The organism is Borreliella kurtenbachii (assembly GCF_030437945.2).
Lineage (GTDB): Bacteria > Spirochaetota > Spirochaetia > Borreliales > Borreliaceae > Borreliella > Borreliella carolinensis.
This window is the reverse complement of sequence record NZ_CP124058.1, coordinates 52,503-67,300: the sequence shown is the minus strand read 5'-3', so window position 1 is coordinate 67,300 and position 14,798 is coordinate 52,503. Positions and strand designations below refer to the sequence as shown.

15 protein-coding genes are annotated in these 14,798 nt (G+C 28.9%); 10 read left to right on the top strand and 5 right to left on the bottom strand.

Going from position 1 to position 14,798, the window contains the following annotated elements:
• Position 1: 1 nt before the first annotated feature.
• The 4 genes from QIA22_RS00915 to QIA22_RS00900 are packed head-to-tail and all read right to left on the bottom strand — an operon-like array spanning position 2 to position 4,095.
• Positions 2–1,474, bottom strand: coding sequence for a hypothetical protein (locus QIA22_RS00915; protein WP_301611301.1), 1,473 nt, complete (start codon positions 1,472–1,474; stop codon positions 2–4).
• A 15-nt stretch (positions 1,475–1,489) separates the two neighbouring features.
• Positions 1,490–1,951 (bottom strand): divergent PAP2 family protein, encoded by a 462-nt coding sequence (locus QIA22_RS00910; protein WP_301611300.1) that lies wholly within the window; start codon positions 1,949–1,951, stop codon positions 1,490–1,492.
• Positions 1,952–1,965: 14 nt separating this feature from the next.
• Positions 1,966–3,204 (bottom strand): aminopeptidase, encoded by a 1,239-nt coding sequence (locus QIA22_RS00905; protein ID WP_301611299.1) that lies wholly within the window; start codon positions 3,202–3,204, stop codon positions 1,966–1,968.
• Positions 3,205–4,095, bottom strand: coding sequence for an HAD family hydrolase (locus QIA22_RS00900; RefSeq protein ID WP_301611298.1), 891 nt, complete (start codon positions 4,093–4,095; stop codon positions 3,205–3,207). It lies immediately after the preceding gene.
• Between the two features lie 114 nt (positions 4,096–4,209).
• Between QIA22_RS00900 and QIA22_RS00895 the strand changes: the two genes are divergently transcribed.
• The 5 genes from QIA22_RS00895 (at position 4,210) to QIA22_RS00875 (ending at position 9,210) form a co-directional block, all read left to right on the top strand.
• Positions 4,210–5,988 carry an aminopeptidase P family protein gene (locus QIA22_RS00895; RefSeq protein WP_301611297.1) on the top strand — a complete coding sequence of 593 codons (1,779 nt, stop codon included), beginning with the start codon at positions 4,210–4,212 and terminating at the stop codon, positions 5,986–5,988.
• Positions 5,985–6,674, top strand: coding sequence for a hypothetical protein (locus tag QIA22_RS00890; protein WP_301611296.1), 690 nt, complete (start codon positions 5,985–5,987; stop codon positions 6,672–6,674). The genes QIA22_RS00895 and QIA22_RS00890 overlap by 4 nt, the downstream gene beginning before the upstream one ends.
• A gap of 32 nt (positions 6,675–6,706) precedes the next feature.
• Entirely contained in the window at positions 6,707–7,204 is a 498-nt protein-coding gene (gene def, locus QIA22_RS00885; protein ID WP_301611295.1) for a peptide deformylase, read from the top strand.
• On the top strand, positions 7,201–8,139 hold the full coding sequence (gene fmt, locus QIA22_RS00880; protein ID WP_301611294.1) for a methionyl-tRNA formyltransferase: 939 nt from the start codon (positions 7,201–7,203) through the stop codon (positions 8,137–8,139). Before def ends, fmt begins: the two co-directional genes overlap by 4 nt.
• Before the next feature lie 63 nt (positions 8,140–8,202).
• Positions 8,203–9,210 (top strand): PASTA domain-containing protein, encoded by a 1,008-nt coding sequence (locus QIA22_RS00875; protein ID WP_301611293.1) that lies wholly within the window; start codon positions 8,203–8,205, stop codon positions 9,208–9,210.
• A gap of 49 nt (positions 9,211–9,259) precedes the next feature.
• On the opposite strand, the gene QIA22_RS00870 is transcribed toward QIA22_RS00875, so the two are convergent.
• Positions 9,260–9,976 (bottom strand): 16S rRNA (uracil(1498)-N(3))-methyltransferase, encoded by a 717-nt coding sequence (locus QIA22_RS00870; protein ID WP_301611292.1) that lies wholly within the window; start codon positions 9,974–9,976, stop codon positions 9,260–9,262.
• Positions 9,977–10,049: 73 nt separating this feature from the next.
• Here QIA22_RS00870 and trxA point away from each other — a divergent pair, with 73 nt between their 5' ends.
• From trxA to gap, 5 genes are all read left to right on the top strand, one after another.
• Positions 10,050–10,403 (top strand): thioredoxin, encoded by a 354-nt coding sequence (gene trxA, locus QIA22_RS00865; RefSeq protein ID WP_301611291.1) that lies wholly within the window; start codon positions 10,050–10,052, stop codon positions 10,401–10,403.
• A gap of 88 nt (positions 10,404–10,491) precedes the next feature.
• A complete protein-coding gene (gene ybeY, locus QIA22_RS00860) occupies positions 10,492–10,959 on the top strand; it encodes an rRNA maturation RNase YbeY (RefSeq protein ID WP_301611290.1) in 468 nt (155 codons plus the stop codon).
• Positions 10,960–11,739, top strand: coding sequence for a hemolysin family protein (locus QIA22_RS00855; protein ID WP_301611289.1), 780 nt, complete (start codon positions 10,960–10,962; stop codon positions 11,737–11,739). It begins immediately after the preceding gene.
• Positions 11,736–13,706, top strand: a complete 1,971-nt coding sequence (locus QIA22_RS00850; protein ID WP_301611288.1) for a tetratricopeptide repeat protein — start codon at positions 11,736–11,738, stop codon at positions 13,704–13,706. The genes QIA22_RS00855 and QIA22_RS00850 overlap by 4 nt, the downstream gene beginning before the upstream one ends.
• 72 nt (positions 13,707–13,778) lie before the next feature.
• Positions 13,779–14,786, top strand: coding sequence for a type I glyceraldehyde-3-phosphate dehydrogenase (gap, locus tag QIA22_RS00845; RefSeq protein ID WP_301341259.1), 1,008 nt, complete (start codon positions 13,779–13,781; stop codon positions 14,784–14,786).
• The last annotated feature ends 12 nt before the right edge of the window (positions 14,787–14,798 follow it).

The window sequence follows — 14,798 nt, the reverse complement described above, 5'->3', positions numbered from 1 at the left end:
TTTATCCTTGAATATATTTTTTATAGGTTTTTTCATTTATGTTTAAAAGAATTGTAAATCTTATTGCTTTAAATAGGAATAGTAATACAAAGAAGGGTAAAGAGAAAAAGAAAAGTATTTTGTAATTTTTTTTATCTGTTTTTATATTATTCTTGTTTTCTTTATATATTAGGATTGGATTTTTATTTTTTAAAAACAGACTTGCAAGATCTTTTTTAAGAATTTCATCAATAAATGATTTGTCTACTTCGTAAACAGTTTTAGGATTAATTTCTATCTTGCCGCTTTTGATTTCAAAGTAATTTTCTTTTATATCTTTAGGAATTTTTCCATATTTAGCAGCAAGATTGTATCTTAGTTCATTTTGATAAAGAATGTGGGACAGGTATCCTATAATGTTGGGTATGTCTTTGTTGTATCCTAGCATTATATAAATATTGTTAGGATTTAAATAGTCAAAGTAATTTAATTTTTTACTGTAAAGGTAATTAATGTTTTTATATGAATTTAGCATGTAGCTTGAATAAACAAAAGGAATTAATGAGAGTGTAAATAGCAGCAGATGTATTGCTATTTTTGACTTTAAAGTTTTTTTCCTTTCTATTTTTTTCTCTTTAATTTCGATTGGGAATAAGAATGTATCTTTAAAATTGCTTTCTGTTTTGACCCAGCTGAAAATTAAGAAAATGCAAAGAGTTGGTATTGCAACAAATGCAATAAAAGTGGGGTCAATATTTATAGTAAAAAAGGTTGTAATTGCAATGAAATATAGGGTTGTAAATATAAATAAAAATAATAAGTGTTTTATTTTTGTCATTAGTGTTAAAAAATTTATTTCTTTTAAATATATTTTATTGTAATTTTTGTTAAAATTGCTGATTATTGAAAATAACAAATAAGAGAGAATTGTAAATGGATAAAAATACATTATTTCTTTACTTATCATAAAAGTAAGAGATGAAATTAATAGAAAAATTAAAGTAAATATAGAGTTTGTTGGGTCTAAAAAAATTAATAAAATTATTATGATTAGAAATATTATGCTTGAAAGAAAATTAATTTTTGTTTTGTGGTCAATAGAATGCATTTCGGCGTTAATGTTAAGTTCTTTTTTTAGGTTTTTAAAATTTATAGTTTTGAACCTGTTTTCAACATAAAGAAGTTTTTTATGCTCTATGTTGAAAAGATTGGGGAGTTTTTTTAAAAATATACTTTTTCTCAGGTCAAGATTGTTAAGTTTGTTTATCTCATTTATTGTGATTTTTTTATTTTCGGGAAAGTCTAAAATGTCAATTTTTGTTGTGTATTCTGAGATTGTTTTATATCCTAGTGAATTTATATATTCATTGGCAGTTTTTAGATCATTTTCATTTTCAAAGTATAAAGGTTTGTAGTCTCCAAATTGAGCTACATCGCAGGAAGTGATAAGTGGTATTGTTGTAATTAAATATAAAAAACCTAAAAAACGTACCATTTATTTTTTCCTATGCTAAAAATAGCACACAATATATGCAGAGGCTATTCCTATTATTATGCCTGTTAGAACCTCTTTCTTTTTATGCCCCTTGACCACTTTTATTTTTGTTGTGTCAATTTTTATTTCTTTTTTTAATTTTTCTGATAATGCATTCAAATATTCTGCTTGAACTCCAGACATGTATCTTACGCCGAAAGAATCTCTTATTGTAATAAGGGCAAATGCAAGAGCTATTATAAAATTTGTATTTATTCCTTCAGTTAGTGCAATTGAGGTTGAAAGAGCGGTGACTGTTGATGAATGACTGCTTGGCATGCCCCCTGTTTCTAGAAAAATTTTTTTTAAAAGATGTGTGGGAGTTAGTTTTAACTTTCTTGTTTTTGCGGTTTGAATACCATATTTAATCACTTGAGCAGAAATTCCTGATACAAGACAAGATAAAAAAAGATCATTGGTAAGCAATGCCCTTATCATTATTAAGCCTCCTTTTATATTGCGAATTTGCCAGCTTTTATGATTGTGTACTCTTTTCCATTTTTGTCCACGCCAATGACATTCAAGTCATCGCTTCCAATCATTAAATCTGTATGTATTAATGAAACATTGCAACCATAAGTTAGTTTATCGGCATCAGTCTTTAAAGCTTCTTCATTGCTTAAGCAAGATGGATATGCAGCTCCTAGTGCTATGTGGCAACTTGCATTCTCGTCATATAATGTGCTGTAAAAAATAAGATTGCTTTGATAAATAGGGGAGCTGCTATCAACTAGTGCTACTTCTCCTATATATTTTGCTTGAATGTCGGTTTCAATGTGGGATTTTAATATTTCTTTTTCTTTCTCGCCATTACAGCCAAAGTCAACGACTTTTCCATTTTCGAATTTTAGCCATATTCCAGATATTAGCGTTTCAAGAACCATAACAGGGCGAGTAGCGTACACAATGCCTTTTGTTTTTTTATAGTTTGGGGTTGTAAAAACTTCTTCTGTTGGCATATTGGCATTGAATTCTATTTCTGTTCCTTTGACTTTTTCGCTTCCACCTGTCCATAGGGAAGTTTCAAGCAGATATACTTCCAAGTTTGTTTTTTCATTTTTAAAAATTACCTTTTCTAGATTAAGTTCATTTAATGTTTTGCATCTTTTGTGAAGCTTTTCCCCATGGGATTCCCAATTTTTTATTGGATCTTCTCTATCAAGTAGTAATATTTTCTTTTGTATTTTGAAAAATTCTTCTAAAGTTTGACTTCCTTCTTTTTTATTTAAAACTTTGGAAGCCCATTTTGGACCTGGTGCACAAACAACGCACCAAGCTATTTCGTTACTCATTATTGCTTGCGATAAAGTTTTGCTTGCAATTTTTAAGGCTTTTTGATAAATTGACATTTTTTGACCAATGTTTTCTCTCAAGTCTTCAAAATTTTCTGTATCATCGACGTTTATTCTTGCCCATTTATCTTGAACCATTTCTTCTAAAAAGCTTTTTTCGGCATTTGGAATAAATTCCAAGCTTTCTTCTTGTGAGAATTTTAATCTTGATTTTAAAATATCAATGTCTTTAATATTTAGCTTGACATACTTAGCCCCATGTTCATAAGCTTTTTTTGCTAATATTTTCAAAAAATTATAATTATCGATTGAACCTTGAATTAAAACACATTGATTTTTTTGTAAATTAATTCCCTTTAAAATTATAAGCTCTGCATATTTTATTAAATCTTTCTCCATTTATTCCTCCTGAATAGGTTCTTCTAAGACATTCTCATTGATGTAGTTTGCAACGGCTTCTTCATCATTTGTTCCTATTACTTCTAAGTAAGGAAGCATTGCTTTTAATCTATAATTTGCATTTCCCATTATTAATCCCTTTTTTACATTTTCTAGCATATCAGTGTCATTAAATCCATCTCCAAAAGCTATGGTTTCGCTTAAATCAATATTTATAGTTTTAAGAACTTCTTTTAATGCATTTCCTTTAGAGACTTTATGATCTACAATTTCTAGTGAATTTGGAGTAGAAAGGTATGCATTTATTTCTCCTTTATATTTCTCTAAAATCATTGCTTCATATTCTATTAGGCTTTCTTCTCTGCCAGCTAATATTATTTTTGCAACATTTTCAAAATTTTCAAGCTTGCTAAAGTCTTTAATTTCTTGAATTTTATTGAGTGAACTTACTATTTCATGTCTAAAGATATTGGATTTTTTTTGCAATTTTTTGCATTGATCAATTGCAATTTTAGTTTTGATGTCAATATTTAATTGGTCGTCGTTTTGATCTGCTTTATGTAAAAAATGAGGTATATGACTAAATTTCTCGTCTCTTAAATTTAAAATCTTCTTTACCACCTCAGCAGATAAATTATGACTTTTTATTAATTTCCAGTCTTTGTTGTAAACTTTTGCTCCGTTTAATGTGATGAAAAATGAAACTTGCAGTTGATTTATTTTTTTTGTAATTTGAATGATTTCATTCTTACTCCTTCCTGTTGCTATTATGAATTTCTTTTTTTCTTTTGTTAATTTTTTAATTACAAGTTCTGTAAAGGCTCCAATATAGCTTTTTGACAGCAAAAGAGTGCCGTCAAGATCAGAAGCAACCGCTTTAATATTTTTCATGTTTTATCCTCTAGGAGTTAATTTCAAGCTAAATTATATCAAATAAAAAATTTTTTTTAAATTGATAATTATTTGGTATACTAGTATTAGTAGGTTGTATAAAGGGGATTTTTTTTGGATATTAATAAAAGAATAGCTTTACTTAGAGATCATATGAGGGATAATGGAGTTGATGCTTATTTGGTAGCAGGCTATGATCCTCATTTTAGTGAATATTCTCATGAAAGGTATAGCACTCGTAAGTTTATTACTGGTTTTTCTGGTAGCTTTGGTATGGTAATTGTAACATTATCCAAAGCAGTTCTTTTTACGGATGGTAGGTATTTTTTACAGGCCGAACAAGAACTTAAGGGAACTGAAGTTGTATTAATAAAGCTTGGAGTAAAAGGATCTCCTGATATTTTTACGTATATAAATTTAAATCTTCAAGAATTAAAGCTTGGAATTTATTCAGATGAGATTAGTATAAAGTTTTATAAAGAGTTGTCTGAAAAATGTAAAAATACACATATCAGGGTTTTAAATCAAGATCTAATTGATTTAATTTGGAAATCCAGGCCCCAGCTTGAGTTTAGCCATATATTTGAATTGGCTGATGCTCAGAAGAATAATAAAAGAGTTGAAAAAATCAAATCTATTTGTTTGATCTTAGAAAAGAATTTATCAGATTTTTATGTTATTACTGCTCTTGATGAGATTGCTTGGATATTGAATTTAAGAGGGGCAGATGTTAAAGAATCAGCGTTGTTTTATTCGTTTCTTTTAATATCTAGGAATAAAGATCTAAAAAATGTTCTTTTTGTTGATATAAAAAAACTTGATTCAAGCGTTAAAGAAGCACTTGAAATGGAAAATTTTGAAATAGAGCCTTACAGTAATTTTTACTGTTTTTTGGACAAAATAAAGCATGAAGGTAAATTTTTTGTTTCATTTTATGCCAATGTTAGGGTTTTAAAAGTCCTTGGTGAGGCTAATATCATTTTGGCAGAGAGTATTGTAAGCAGTCTTAAGGCGTTAAAAACCGATTATGAACTTCTTAAGATGAAAGAAGCGCATATTATTGATGCTGTTGCATTGATTAAATTCTTACGTAAATTTAAAAGTCTTGGCAAGGTTGAATTGGCCGAATTAGATGAAATAGATATTTCTGATATGCTTTTGCATTTTAGGAAATTAAATAAAGATTTTTTTAGTTCTAGCTTCGACTCAATAGTTGGTTTTAGAGAAAATGGAGCTCTTCCGCATTATAAGCCCAAAAGAGGTAAAAAAATAAATACCAACGGCCTTCTTTTGATTGATTCTGGGGGTTCGTATTTTGGACTTGGTACAACAGATGTTACAAGAGTTTTTTTAATAGGTGATGCTTCTGATGAAGAAAAGCGTGATTATACTTTGGTTCTTAAGGCTTTCATTAACCTTTCTTCTTTAAAGTTTCCATATGGATCTTCTGGAGCTTTTCTTGATGGAATTTGTAGATTGCCGCTTTTAAAAAATGAATTGAATTTTATTCATGGCACCGGGCACGGTGTTGGGTTTTTCCTCAATGTTCATGAACTTCCAGTTTCAATTAGTCCTAATTCCAGTTATCTTTTTAAAGGATCTGAGGTGGTTTCAATTGAGCCTGGCCTTTATCGAACATTTAGTCACGGAATAAGAATTGAGAATTTAGTTTTTGTAAAGCAAGCTTTTACAAATGACTTTGGAGCGTTTTTAGAGTTTGAGAATTTAACTCTTGTTCCTTTTGAAAAAGAATTGATAGTAAAAGAAATGCTCTCAGAAGATGAGTTAAATTATATCAATAATTATCATGAATGTGTGTTTTTAACCTTAAAAGAGCGCTTTGATGATGAAGGAGAGTTGGAATTTTTAGCAAAGCTAACAAGTAAAATATGAGATTTATAATTGTATTTTTAATGATTTTAAATCAAGGATTTTCAAATTTGCTTTCTTTACCCCCTGAAGATATTATTTTTGAAAGTTCTTATGAGATTGCAATTAAAAAAGCTCAAAAATTAGGTAAAAATGTTTTAATTTTGGTTGGCAGAGATATTAAAGAAAATTTAATAAAAGATTTTTTAAACTCTTTTGCAAATGATGAAATTATTCACAGGGTATATAGAAAAAGTGTTTTTTTAGTTATTGATAAGGATAATGAAATTTTTAATAAAATTAATCTACAAAAAAGCCCAACTATTTTTTTTGTAGATTCTAGGAATGAGCAAATAAAGGCAGCTTATGTTGGTGCTGTTTTAAGCAGTGTTCAATTTGATAAGGATTTTTTAAGCTATGTTATGGGAGCTCTAAAATCAACAAGTGTTTTAAAAAAGCAAAAAGATTATGAAATCAATACTGTTGATGAGAGAACCTTTTTTTATAAAACATTAAAAGGTGATTGGCGATTAAAGTTTAATGGCAAAGACAGAAAGCTTGTTCTTTTTGATACAGATCTTAAAGAATTTTTAGTTTTTAAAGATATTAATGAAAACAAGCTTTATGCTATTCCTAAGTCCAAGATTGGTAATATTTATTTTTCATTATTGGGAAATGAGGAGTGGAAGCTTTTTGGAAAAATAAAATAAGTGTCTTTTTTGTTTGAGGGGGATGAGTTTTTATGGAAATGGTATTTTATCCTAATGATTTGCTTCGTGTTAAGACAAAGCAAATTGATAATATTGACGATAAGATTAGAGATTATGCTAAAAAGATGATAGAATTGATGGATATTAGCGGTGGAGTTGGGCTTGCTGCTCCTCAGGTGGGCCTTGATTTGTCGCTTTTTGTAGTTAGAGAGAATAAAATGGCAAGGCCTTTGGTTTTTATTAATCCTTCAATCATGGAAACTTCTTATGAGCTTAGTTCTTACAAAGAAGGGTGTTTAAGTATACCAGGGGTTTATTATGATTTAATGAGACCTAAGGCTATTGTGGTAAATTTTCATGACGAGAATGGAAAATCTTTTACTATAGAAAATTCTGATTTTTTGGCAAGAATTATTCAGCACGAAATGGATCATTTAAATGGAGTTCTTTTTATTGATTATTACGAAGAAAAGTTAAGAAATAAATTGTTAAAGCCTTATATGAGAGAAAGAGGGCTTAAGGCAAAATGAAAATATTTTTTGTAAGCTCTTCTTCTATTGCTTTAGAAGTTTTTAAGGAGATTGTAAGGCATTATGAAGTGGTGGGAGTTTTGACTTTGCCTGATAAACCTAAGGGTAGAGGGCAAAAGTTAAGCCAAAATGTAATAAAGGCAGAGGCTGTTGCTAGAAATATTAAAGTTCTTGATCCCTTAATTCTTGATGATAATGTATTAAATTTAGTTAAGGGTTTGAATCCAGATTTAATGTTAGTTTTTTCTTATGGTAAGATTTTTAAAAAAGAATTTTTAGATCTTTTTTCAAAGGGGTGCATTAATGTTCATCCTTCTCTTTTGCCTAAATATAGAGGTGTTTCTCCAATACAATCTGCAATTTTAAATGGTGATTGTGTTAGCGGCATTACTATTCAGCGTATGGCTTTAGAAATGGATAGTGGCAATATTTTAGTGCAAAAAAATTTTAAAATAAAATCTTATGATACAAGCCGAGATATTTCAAAACTTGTATCAAGTCTCAGTCCAAGCCTTGTGCTAGAGGCTTTGAAAAAAATTAGTAAGGGATTTTTGGGAATTCCTCAAAAATCCAACGAAGCTACTTTTTGTTCTTTTTTTAAAAAAGAATCTGGATTTATAGATTTTAATTTAAGTGCATTTGAGATTAAAAACAAAATTAATGCGTGCAATCCTTGGCCACTTGTAAGAGCTAGGCTTAATGATGGCGACATTATTTTTCATCGTGCCGATTTTTTAGAGGTAGATTTATATAAGGAGAGAAAAGTAGGAGAAATTGTTGATTTTAATCCCGAAAAAGGATTATTTGTTAATACCGGGAAAGGGATTCTTTTACTTTTAGAAGTTCAAAGACCCGGAAGAAAAGTTTTGGATTTTAAGTCTTTTTATAATGGAAGTAGGCAGCTAATAGGACAAGTGTTTTCTTCAATAGAATAGGGGGGATATATTAGTTTTAATAATAATGACAATCTAGAAAATAAATTTTCTAATGAAGAGGAATTGCTTAAAAATAAATTAGATCTGATTCAGAGTGATAAAAATTGCAATAATGAAATGTTGATTTTGCCAAAAACCACAATTAAGGCATTGCTTTTGGTTATTTTTGGATCTTTAATTGTTTCTTTTGCAATTTTCTTTATGGTTTTAGAAAATAAGGAGATTGCAGTTGTTCCAAATCTTTATTCTCTTACCATTGAAGATGCTGTTGTTGAATTGCAGAGAAAAGAGTTGATTCCGTACATTGAATTTAAATTTTCTTCAAGTGCTCTTGATAAAGGGAAAGTAATAGATCAGGGTCCAAAACCAGGAACTGTTTTAAGACATGGCAATAAGGTTATAATTTTTATTAGCAAAGGGGCTATAATAAATAGAGTTGATAATTTTATTGGCAAAAACATTGATGATGTTATTATCAATTTAAATGCTAATTCTTTTGATAATTCTAAATTGCTTTACCATATTGGAAATCCTCTTGAGGTTGAGAGCGAATTGCCAAAAGGCATAATAATTAGTCAAAATCCATCACCAGGCAGTCAAATATCAAGTTTAACGGATCTTCAATTTTTAATTAGCAAAGGTAAAGATCGTTTGGAAAAACATGTTAAAAATTATATTGGAATTTATTATAAAGATGTGATTGCTTCTCTTTTAAATGATAGTATTAGCTTTGACATTGATTTGGCAAATACCAGCGATTTTGGAAATATTATTTTTCAGTCTATTTCACCTGGAACTAAAATAAATGAGCCAGATAAAATTTTAATTACTATTGCAAAGCCCAAGGTTGACAATAAAATTGTTTTTGGAATTTTGACTTATAAATTAAGGCAACATCCATCTTATGTTGATATATCTGTTAGGTTAAAAGGCTTGGATGGTAAAAATTCTTTAATGTATTCTTTTAAGTCAAAAGGAGGATTGATTAAATTGCCCTATGAGGTTCAAAAAGGTTCTACGATTGAGCTTTATATTTATGATAAGCTGATCAATCAAACAGTTATTAATTAATTTTGCTTAAATGTATTGATTTAAAACGATAAAAAAATCTAACATAAAATCACATATTAATTAGTTTTGATGCTGTAATAATAGATGCAGCAATTATGGCTGTTTCTGTTCTTAGGATGTTTGAAGATATACTGTGAGATGAAAAATTGTATTGTGCTATTAATTGTTTTTCTTTTTCCGTAAATCCTCTCTCAGGTCCCACAATAATGGCCGCATTATTTATTTGCTCTATATCAATTAAATTTTTTTCACTATTTTTTTCAAGCAATATTTTTATTTCAAAATTTTCTTGTTTAATATATTTAAGGCTGTCTTTCAAATTTTTCATAATTTTTATTTTTGGCAAGTACGTTACTCCCCCTTGCATTGCTCCGGCTATTAAATGTTTTTCGCAGTCATTGTTTTTAAAGATTTTAGAATTTAAATATGATTTTTCAGTAAGCTCAGTGTTAAAAAAAATTATTTCGCATATTCCAATGCTAGCAAGTTCTTTTATGATTCTTTTGGCAACAATTGGTCTTATCATTCCAACTAGTACATTTAATTTTTTAAGTTTATTAGACTCATCTATTTTAAAGATTTTCTTGAAAAATAGTTTTGTATCTTTTTTGTAAATACAATGGTAAATGTTTTTCTCTCCGAGAATACCAAATTTAAATTTGTCGTTATCTTTTAATTTTAAGATTTTAACAAGATGTTCTGCCCTAGTATCATTTAGTGGAATTCCTGTTTTAAATTCACTAAAAGTTATTAACATTAGATTCATTTCTTATAATTCCTTATTATTAATATTGTATTTGTGATATAATTTTAAGTCGATAGGGGGGCATGTAAAATATATGGCTATTTCTTTAACCGAAGAAGATTTTGTTGTTAAAGTTTTTGATTATAAAAACAATAAAGAGTGGAGTTTTAGAGGCGATAGACCTGCAATAATTGATTTTTATGCTAATTGGTGTGGTCCATGTAAAATGCTTTCTCCTATTTTTGAAAAACTTTCTAAGAAGTATGAGAATAGCATTGATTTTTACAAAGTAGATACAGACAAAGAGCAAGATATTTCTTTTGCGCTTGGAGTACAAAGTCTTCCAACTATTCTTTTTATTCCTATTGATGGCAAGCCAAAGGTTTCTGTTGGCTTTTTGCAAGAAGATGCTTTTGAAAACATAATTAAGGATTTTTTTGGTTTTTAGTTTGCAAAATAAAATAAAATAATTTAATTGCTATAGCAATTAATCATATTTGTAAGTTATATGTGGATTATTCTAAGGTATATTTAATTTGTCCAAATCTGATTTGAATTTATTGGTAAAAAATATTAAATTTGAACATCTTAGTGTTTTTTATGATTTTATTGTATCTGTTTTGAATGCTCTTTCTATTGTCGATTTTGAACTTTCAGTGATTCTTTGTGATAATGTTTATATACAAGAATTGAACAATAAATTTAGAAACAAGAACGAGCCAACCGATGTTCTTTCTTTTAATTATAATGAACATAATGAACATAACAAAGATTTGGTTGATGGTATAAATTATAAAATACAAGGAGATCTTGTCATATCTTTTGAATATTTAAAATTTAGCGCTCAAGAGTTTAATGTTGAAATTTATGAAGAACTTCAACGTGTTACTATTCATGGGATTTTGCATTTAATGGGATATAAACATGAAACTAATGATTTTCAAAAGGAAGGTATGTTGATTCTTCAAGAAAATATCTTAAGAGAAAATAAAAGGGTATTTTAGATGTTGGGATTTTTTAATTTTAAAAACAAGAAGAAGAAAAAAGGAAGCCCAGAAAATGATCTTGAAGATAAGTCGAATATTGGAACTTCTTTGATAAAAAATTTCAATGCGCTTAAAGAGACTATTGTAAAAGAGATTATGATTCCTAGGATAGGAGTTATATTTGTTGATTATGCTAAGAGCAAGGACGAGCTTTTAAAAGTTGTAACATCTAGTAGTCATTCAAGATTTCCTGTGTATCATGGCACTATTGACAATATTGTTGGGATAATTCATACAAGAGACATACTATTGCATATGTGTAAGAAAGATTTCTACGAAATAGACTTAAAAGATATTATGCGAAAGGTTATGTTTGTTCCTGAAAGCAAAAAAACAGACTCTCTTTTAAAAGAATTTCAAGAAAATCATGTTCATATTGCAATTGTAGTTGATGAGTATGGTGGGGTTTCCGGGCTTGTAACTCTTGAGGATATTCTTGAAGAGATAGTAGGAGACATTCAAGATGAATTTGACAATGAACTTGATGAGATAGTTTGTCTTGATGATGGGTCTTATCTTTGTGATGCAAGAATTTTAATAGAGGATTTAAATGAAAAACTTAATTTAAATTTGCCAAATGGAGACTTTGATACTCTTGGTGGTTTCGTTTATGATCTTTTTGGGAGGATTCCTTTGAAAAATGAAAAGGTGGAATATAACAATTTGGTTTTTTCGATTAAAAATATGCATCAAAGAAATATTAAGGTGATAAAGATTTCCGAAAAGGAAGGTTTATGAATTTTAATCGGTTTTTAATGTTATTCCTTTTTAATTTTAGTATTCTATTAGGAAGTGACACTACGGCATTAGGACATTATCAAAAGGCCCATGAGTATTATTTATCTAAAAGGTATTATGATGCTATTGATGAACTTGTTGAGGCTATAAAAATTAATCCCAATTATTATGAAGCTTATAAATTTATTGCATCAATTTACTATTCTCTTAAGATATATACTCAAGCACAATTTTTTATAGAGAAAGCCTCTAAAATGTCTAACGAGGATACTGAGTATAAAATTCTTTATGCAAATATATTGTTAAAAAATAATAAAATTGATCAAGCAAAAAAAATCTATTCTGAGGTTTTAGTTAAACAGAGGAATAATATTGATGCTTTGGTTGGACTTGCTTCAATTTTTGAAAAAAATGGATTATTTATAGCTGCTGCTAATTATTATTTATCTATTCTTGATTATAGTCAAAATAATTATAGTGCTTTTGAGCATCTTATTGATATTTATCAAAGACTGGGAATGCATGACAAGATTAGGCATTTGATAAATAAAGTCAGGGTAAATTTTTTATCTTTTCCAGATTTTCATAAAAGAGTAGCTGAATTTTACATTAGCATTAATAATTTGGGGCTTGCTGAAAAGTATGCTTTAAATTATTTAGCTTTAATTGAAAGCTCTTACAAAGATTTTGGAGTTGTTGATGCATATCGATTGCTCGCGCTTGTTTATTTGCATGAATTTAAATATGAGGATGCAATAGAAGCATTGCAAAAAGCTATTTTGGTTAATAAAGATTCCGATGAGCTTTATTATTTATTGGGGTATTCTTACTTAAAATTTGGGGATATTGAAAAGTCTATTTTAAATTTGGAGCGAGCTAAAAATCTTAAAAAAGATTTAGAATTTTATAATATTGCTCTTGAGGAAAGTTTTTTTGCATCTAATTTTAGAAATTTTTTGAAAAATAATTCCAATGTTAGAATTTCTAAGCATTATGAAAATGAGGGTCTTAAAGCTTTTAAGTCTTTAAGTTTAAATAAAGCATTGTTTAATGCAAAAAATGCTGTTGATATTTGGCCTGATAATGATAGTGCTAGGTTTTTGCTTTCAAAAATATATAAGCTTATGAATTTAGATATTATGGCTTATGAGCAGCTTTTTTATTTAGTAAAACAGAGAAATTCTACTGATTCTAGAATTTTAGATTTTTATGACGTTGTGTCTTTTGATGTTAGAAAGTCTTTATTTTATAAATGTGGATATAAAAGCATTGCTGATTTTAATAAGCTTTACGATGACAGAGTGGTTTATAAAATGGCTATTTTTACTCAAAGTGAAAATAAATTTTTTGGAGCAAATGATTTGATATTAAGATACGCTGAAAGGGTACTTGAACGTAATTTAAATATGGAAATAGTTAACTATAATTTTGATTACAATAAAAATAGAGACTATCTGATTAATAATTTTTCCGAAGGATTTTCTTATTCAAGAAATAATAATTTGGATTTATTTTTAATTTTTGATTTTAAGGCAGATATTTTGAAAAATACAGCCACTTTGGTAGTGAATGTTTTTTCAGGCAAAACAGGGATTAAGGTTGTTTCTTTCTCTTATGATGTGGGGGGTATTAATTATTTAAGCAATGCTTTAAATTCTTTTTCAAAAGATTTTCATGATTATTTGCCTAAGAAAGGAAAGATTCTTCAAATTAAAAATGATGATGCTCTTATTGATCTTGGTCAAGTAAACGGTGTTGTAAAGGGTGATGTTTTTTTAATTCTTAAAGAGGGTGCTTTAAACAGTGATACTAGAGATTCTGGTTTTATTGTTTACAAAAAATCAGATATTTTAGGGGAGATTTTAATTGAGGATATAAGTGATTATATTTCTAAAGGCACTATAAAATCTTCTACCTTTTTAAAGGATTATATTCAAGAAGGAGCCACTGTGCTTATAAAAAGATAGTTTGACACTTGTTATTAATTTGTGATTTAATAATTCTAGTAAGAATAAAATCAAAAAATTGGAGGATTTTGTATGAAATTGGCTATTAATGGCTTTGGACGTATTGGTAGAAATGTTTTTAAGATTGCTTTTGAAAGGGGAATTGATATTGTGGCAATAAATGATTTAACAGATCCTAAAACTCTTGCACATCTTTTAAAGTATGATTCGACTTTTGGAGTATATAATAAAAAAGTTGAATCAAGAGATGGCGCTATTGTTGTGGATGGAAGGGAAATAAAAATTATTGCTGAGAGAGATCCAAAAAATCTTCCTTGGGCAAAGCTTGGAATTGATGTTGTAATTGAGGCAACAGGTGTTTTTTCATCAGCAACTAGCGATAAAGGGGGATATCTTGACCATGTGAATCATGCTGGGGCTAAGAAAGTTATTTTAACGGTTCCTGCTAAAGACGAGATTAAAACAATAGTTCTTGGTGTAAATGATCACGATATTAATTCTGATTTAAAGGCTGTGTCAAATGCTTCATGTACAACCAATTGCTTGGCTCCTCTTGCAAAAGTACTTCATGAATCATTTGGAATTGAACAAGGACTTATGACAACTGTTCATGCTTATACTAATGATCAAAGAATTTTGGATCTTCCTCATTCTGATCTTAGACGAGCAAGAGCTGCTGCACTTTCTATTATTCCAACTTCAACCGGTGCTGCAAAAGCAGTTGGACTTGTTTTGCCTGAACTTAAGGGCAAGTTGAATGGGACTTCAATGAGAGTGCCTGTGCCAACAGGTTCAATTGTTGATCTTACAGTTCAGCTCAAGAAAAAAGATGTTACAAAAGAAGAGATTAATTCTGCCCTCAAGAAGGCATCAGAAACTCCTGAGCTTAAAGGTATTTTGGGATATACGGAAGATCCAATTGTATCTTCAGATATAAAGGGAAATTCTCATTCTTCTATTGTTGACGGTCTTGAGACAATGGTTCTTGAAAATGGATTTGCAAAGGTGTTGTCATGGTATGACAATGAGTTTGGATATTCTACAAGAGTGGTTGATCTTGCTCAAAAACTTTTAAAATAAGTAGGCGTAAGG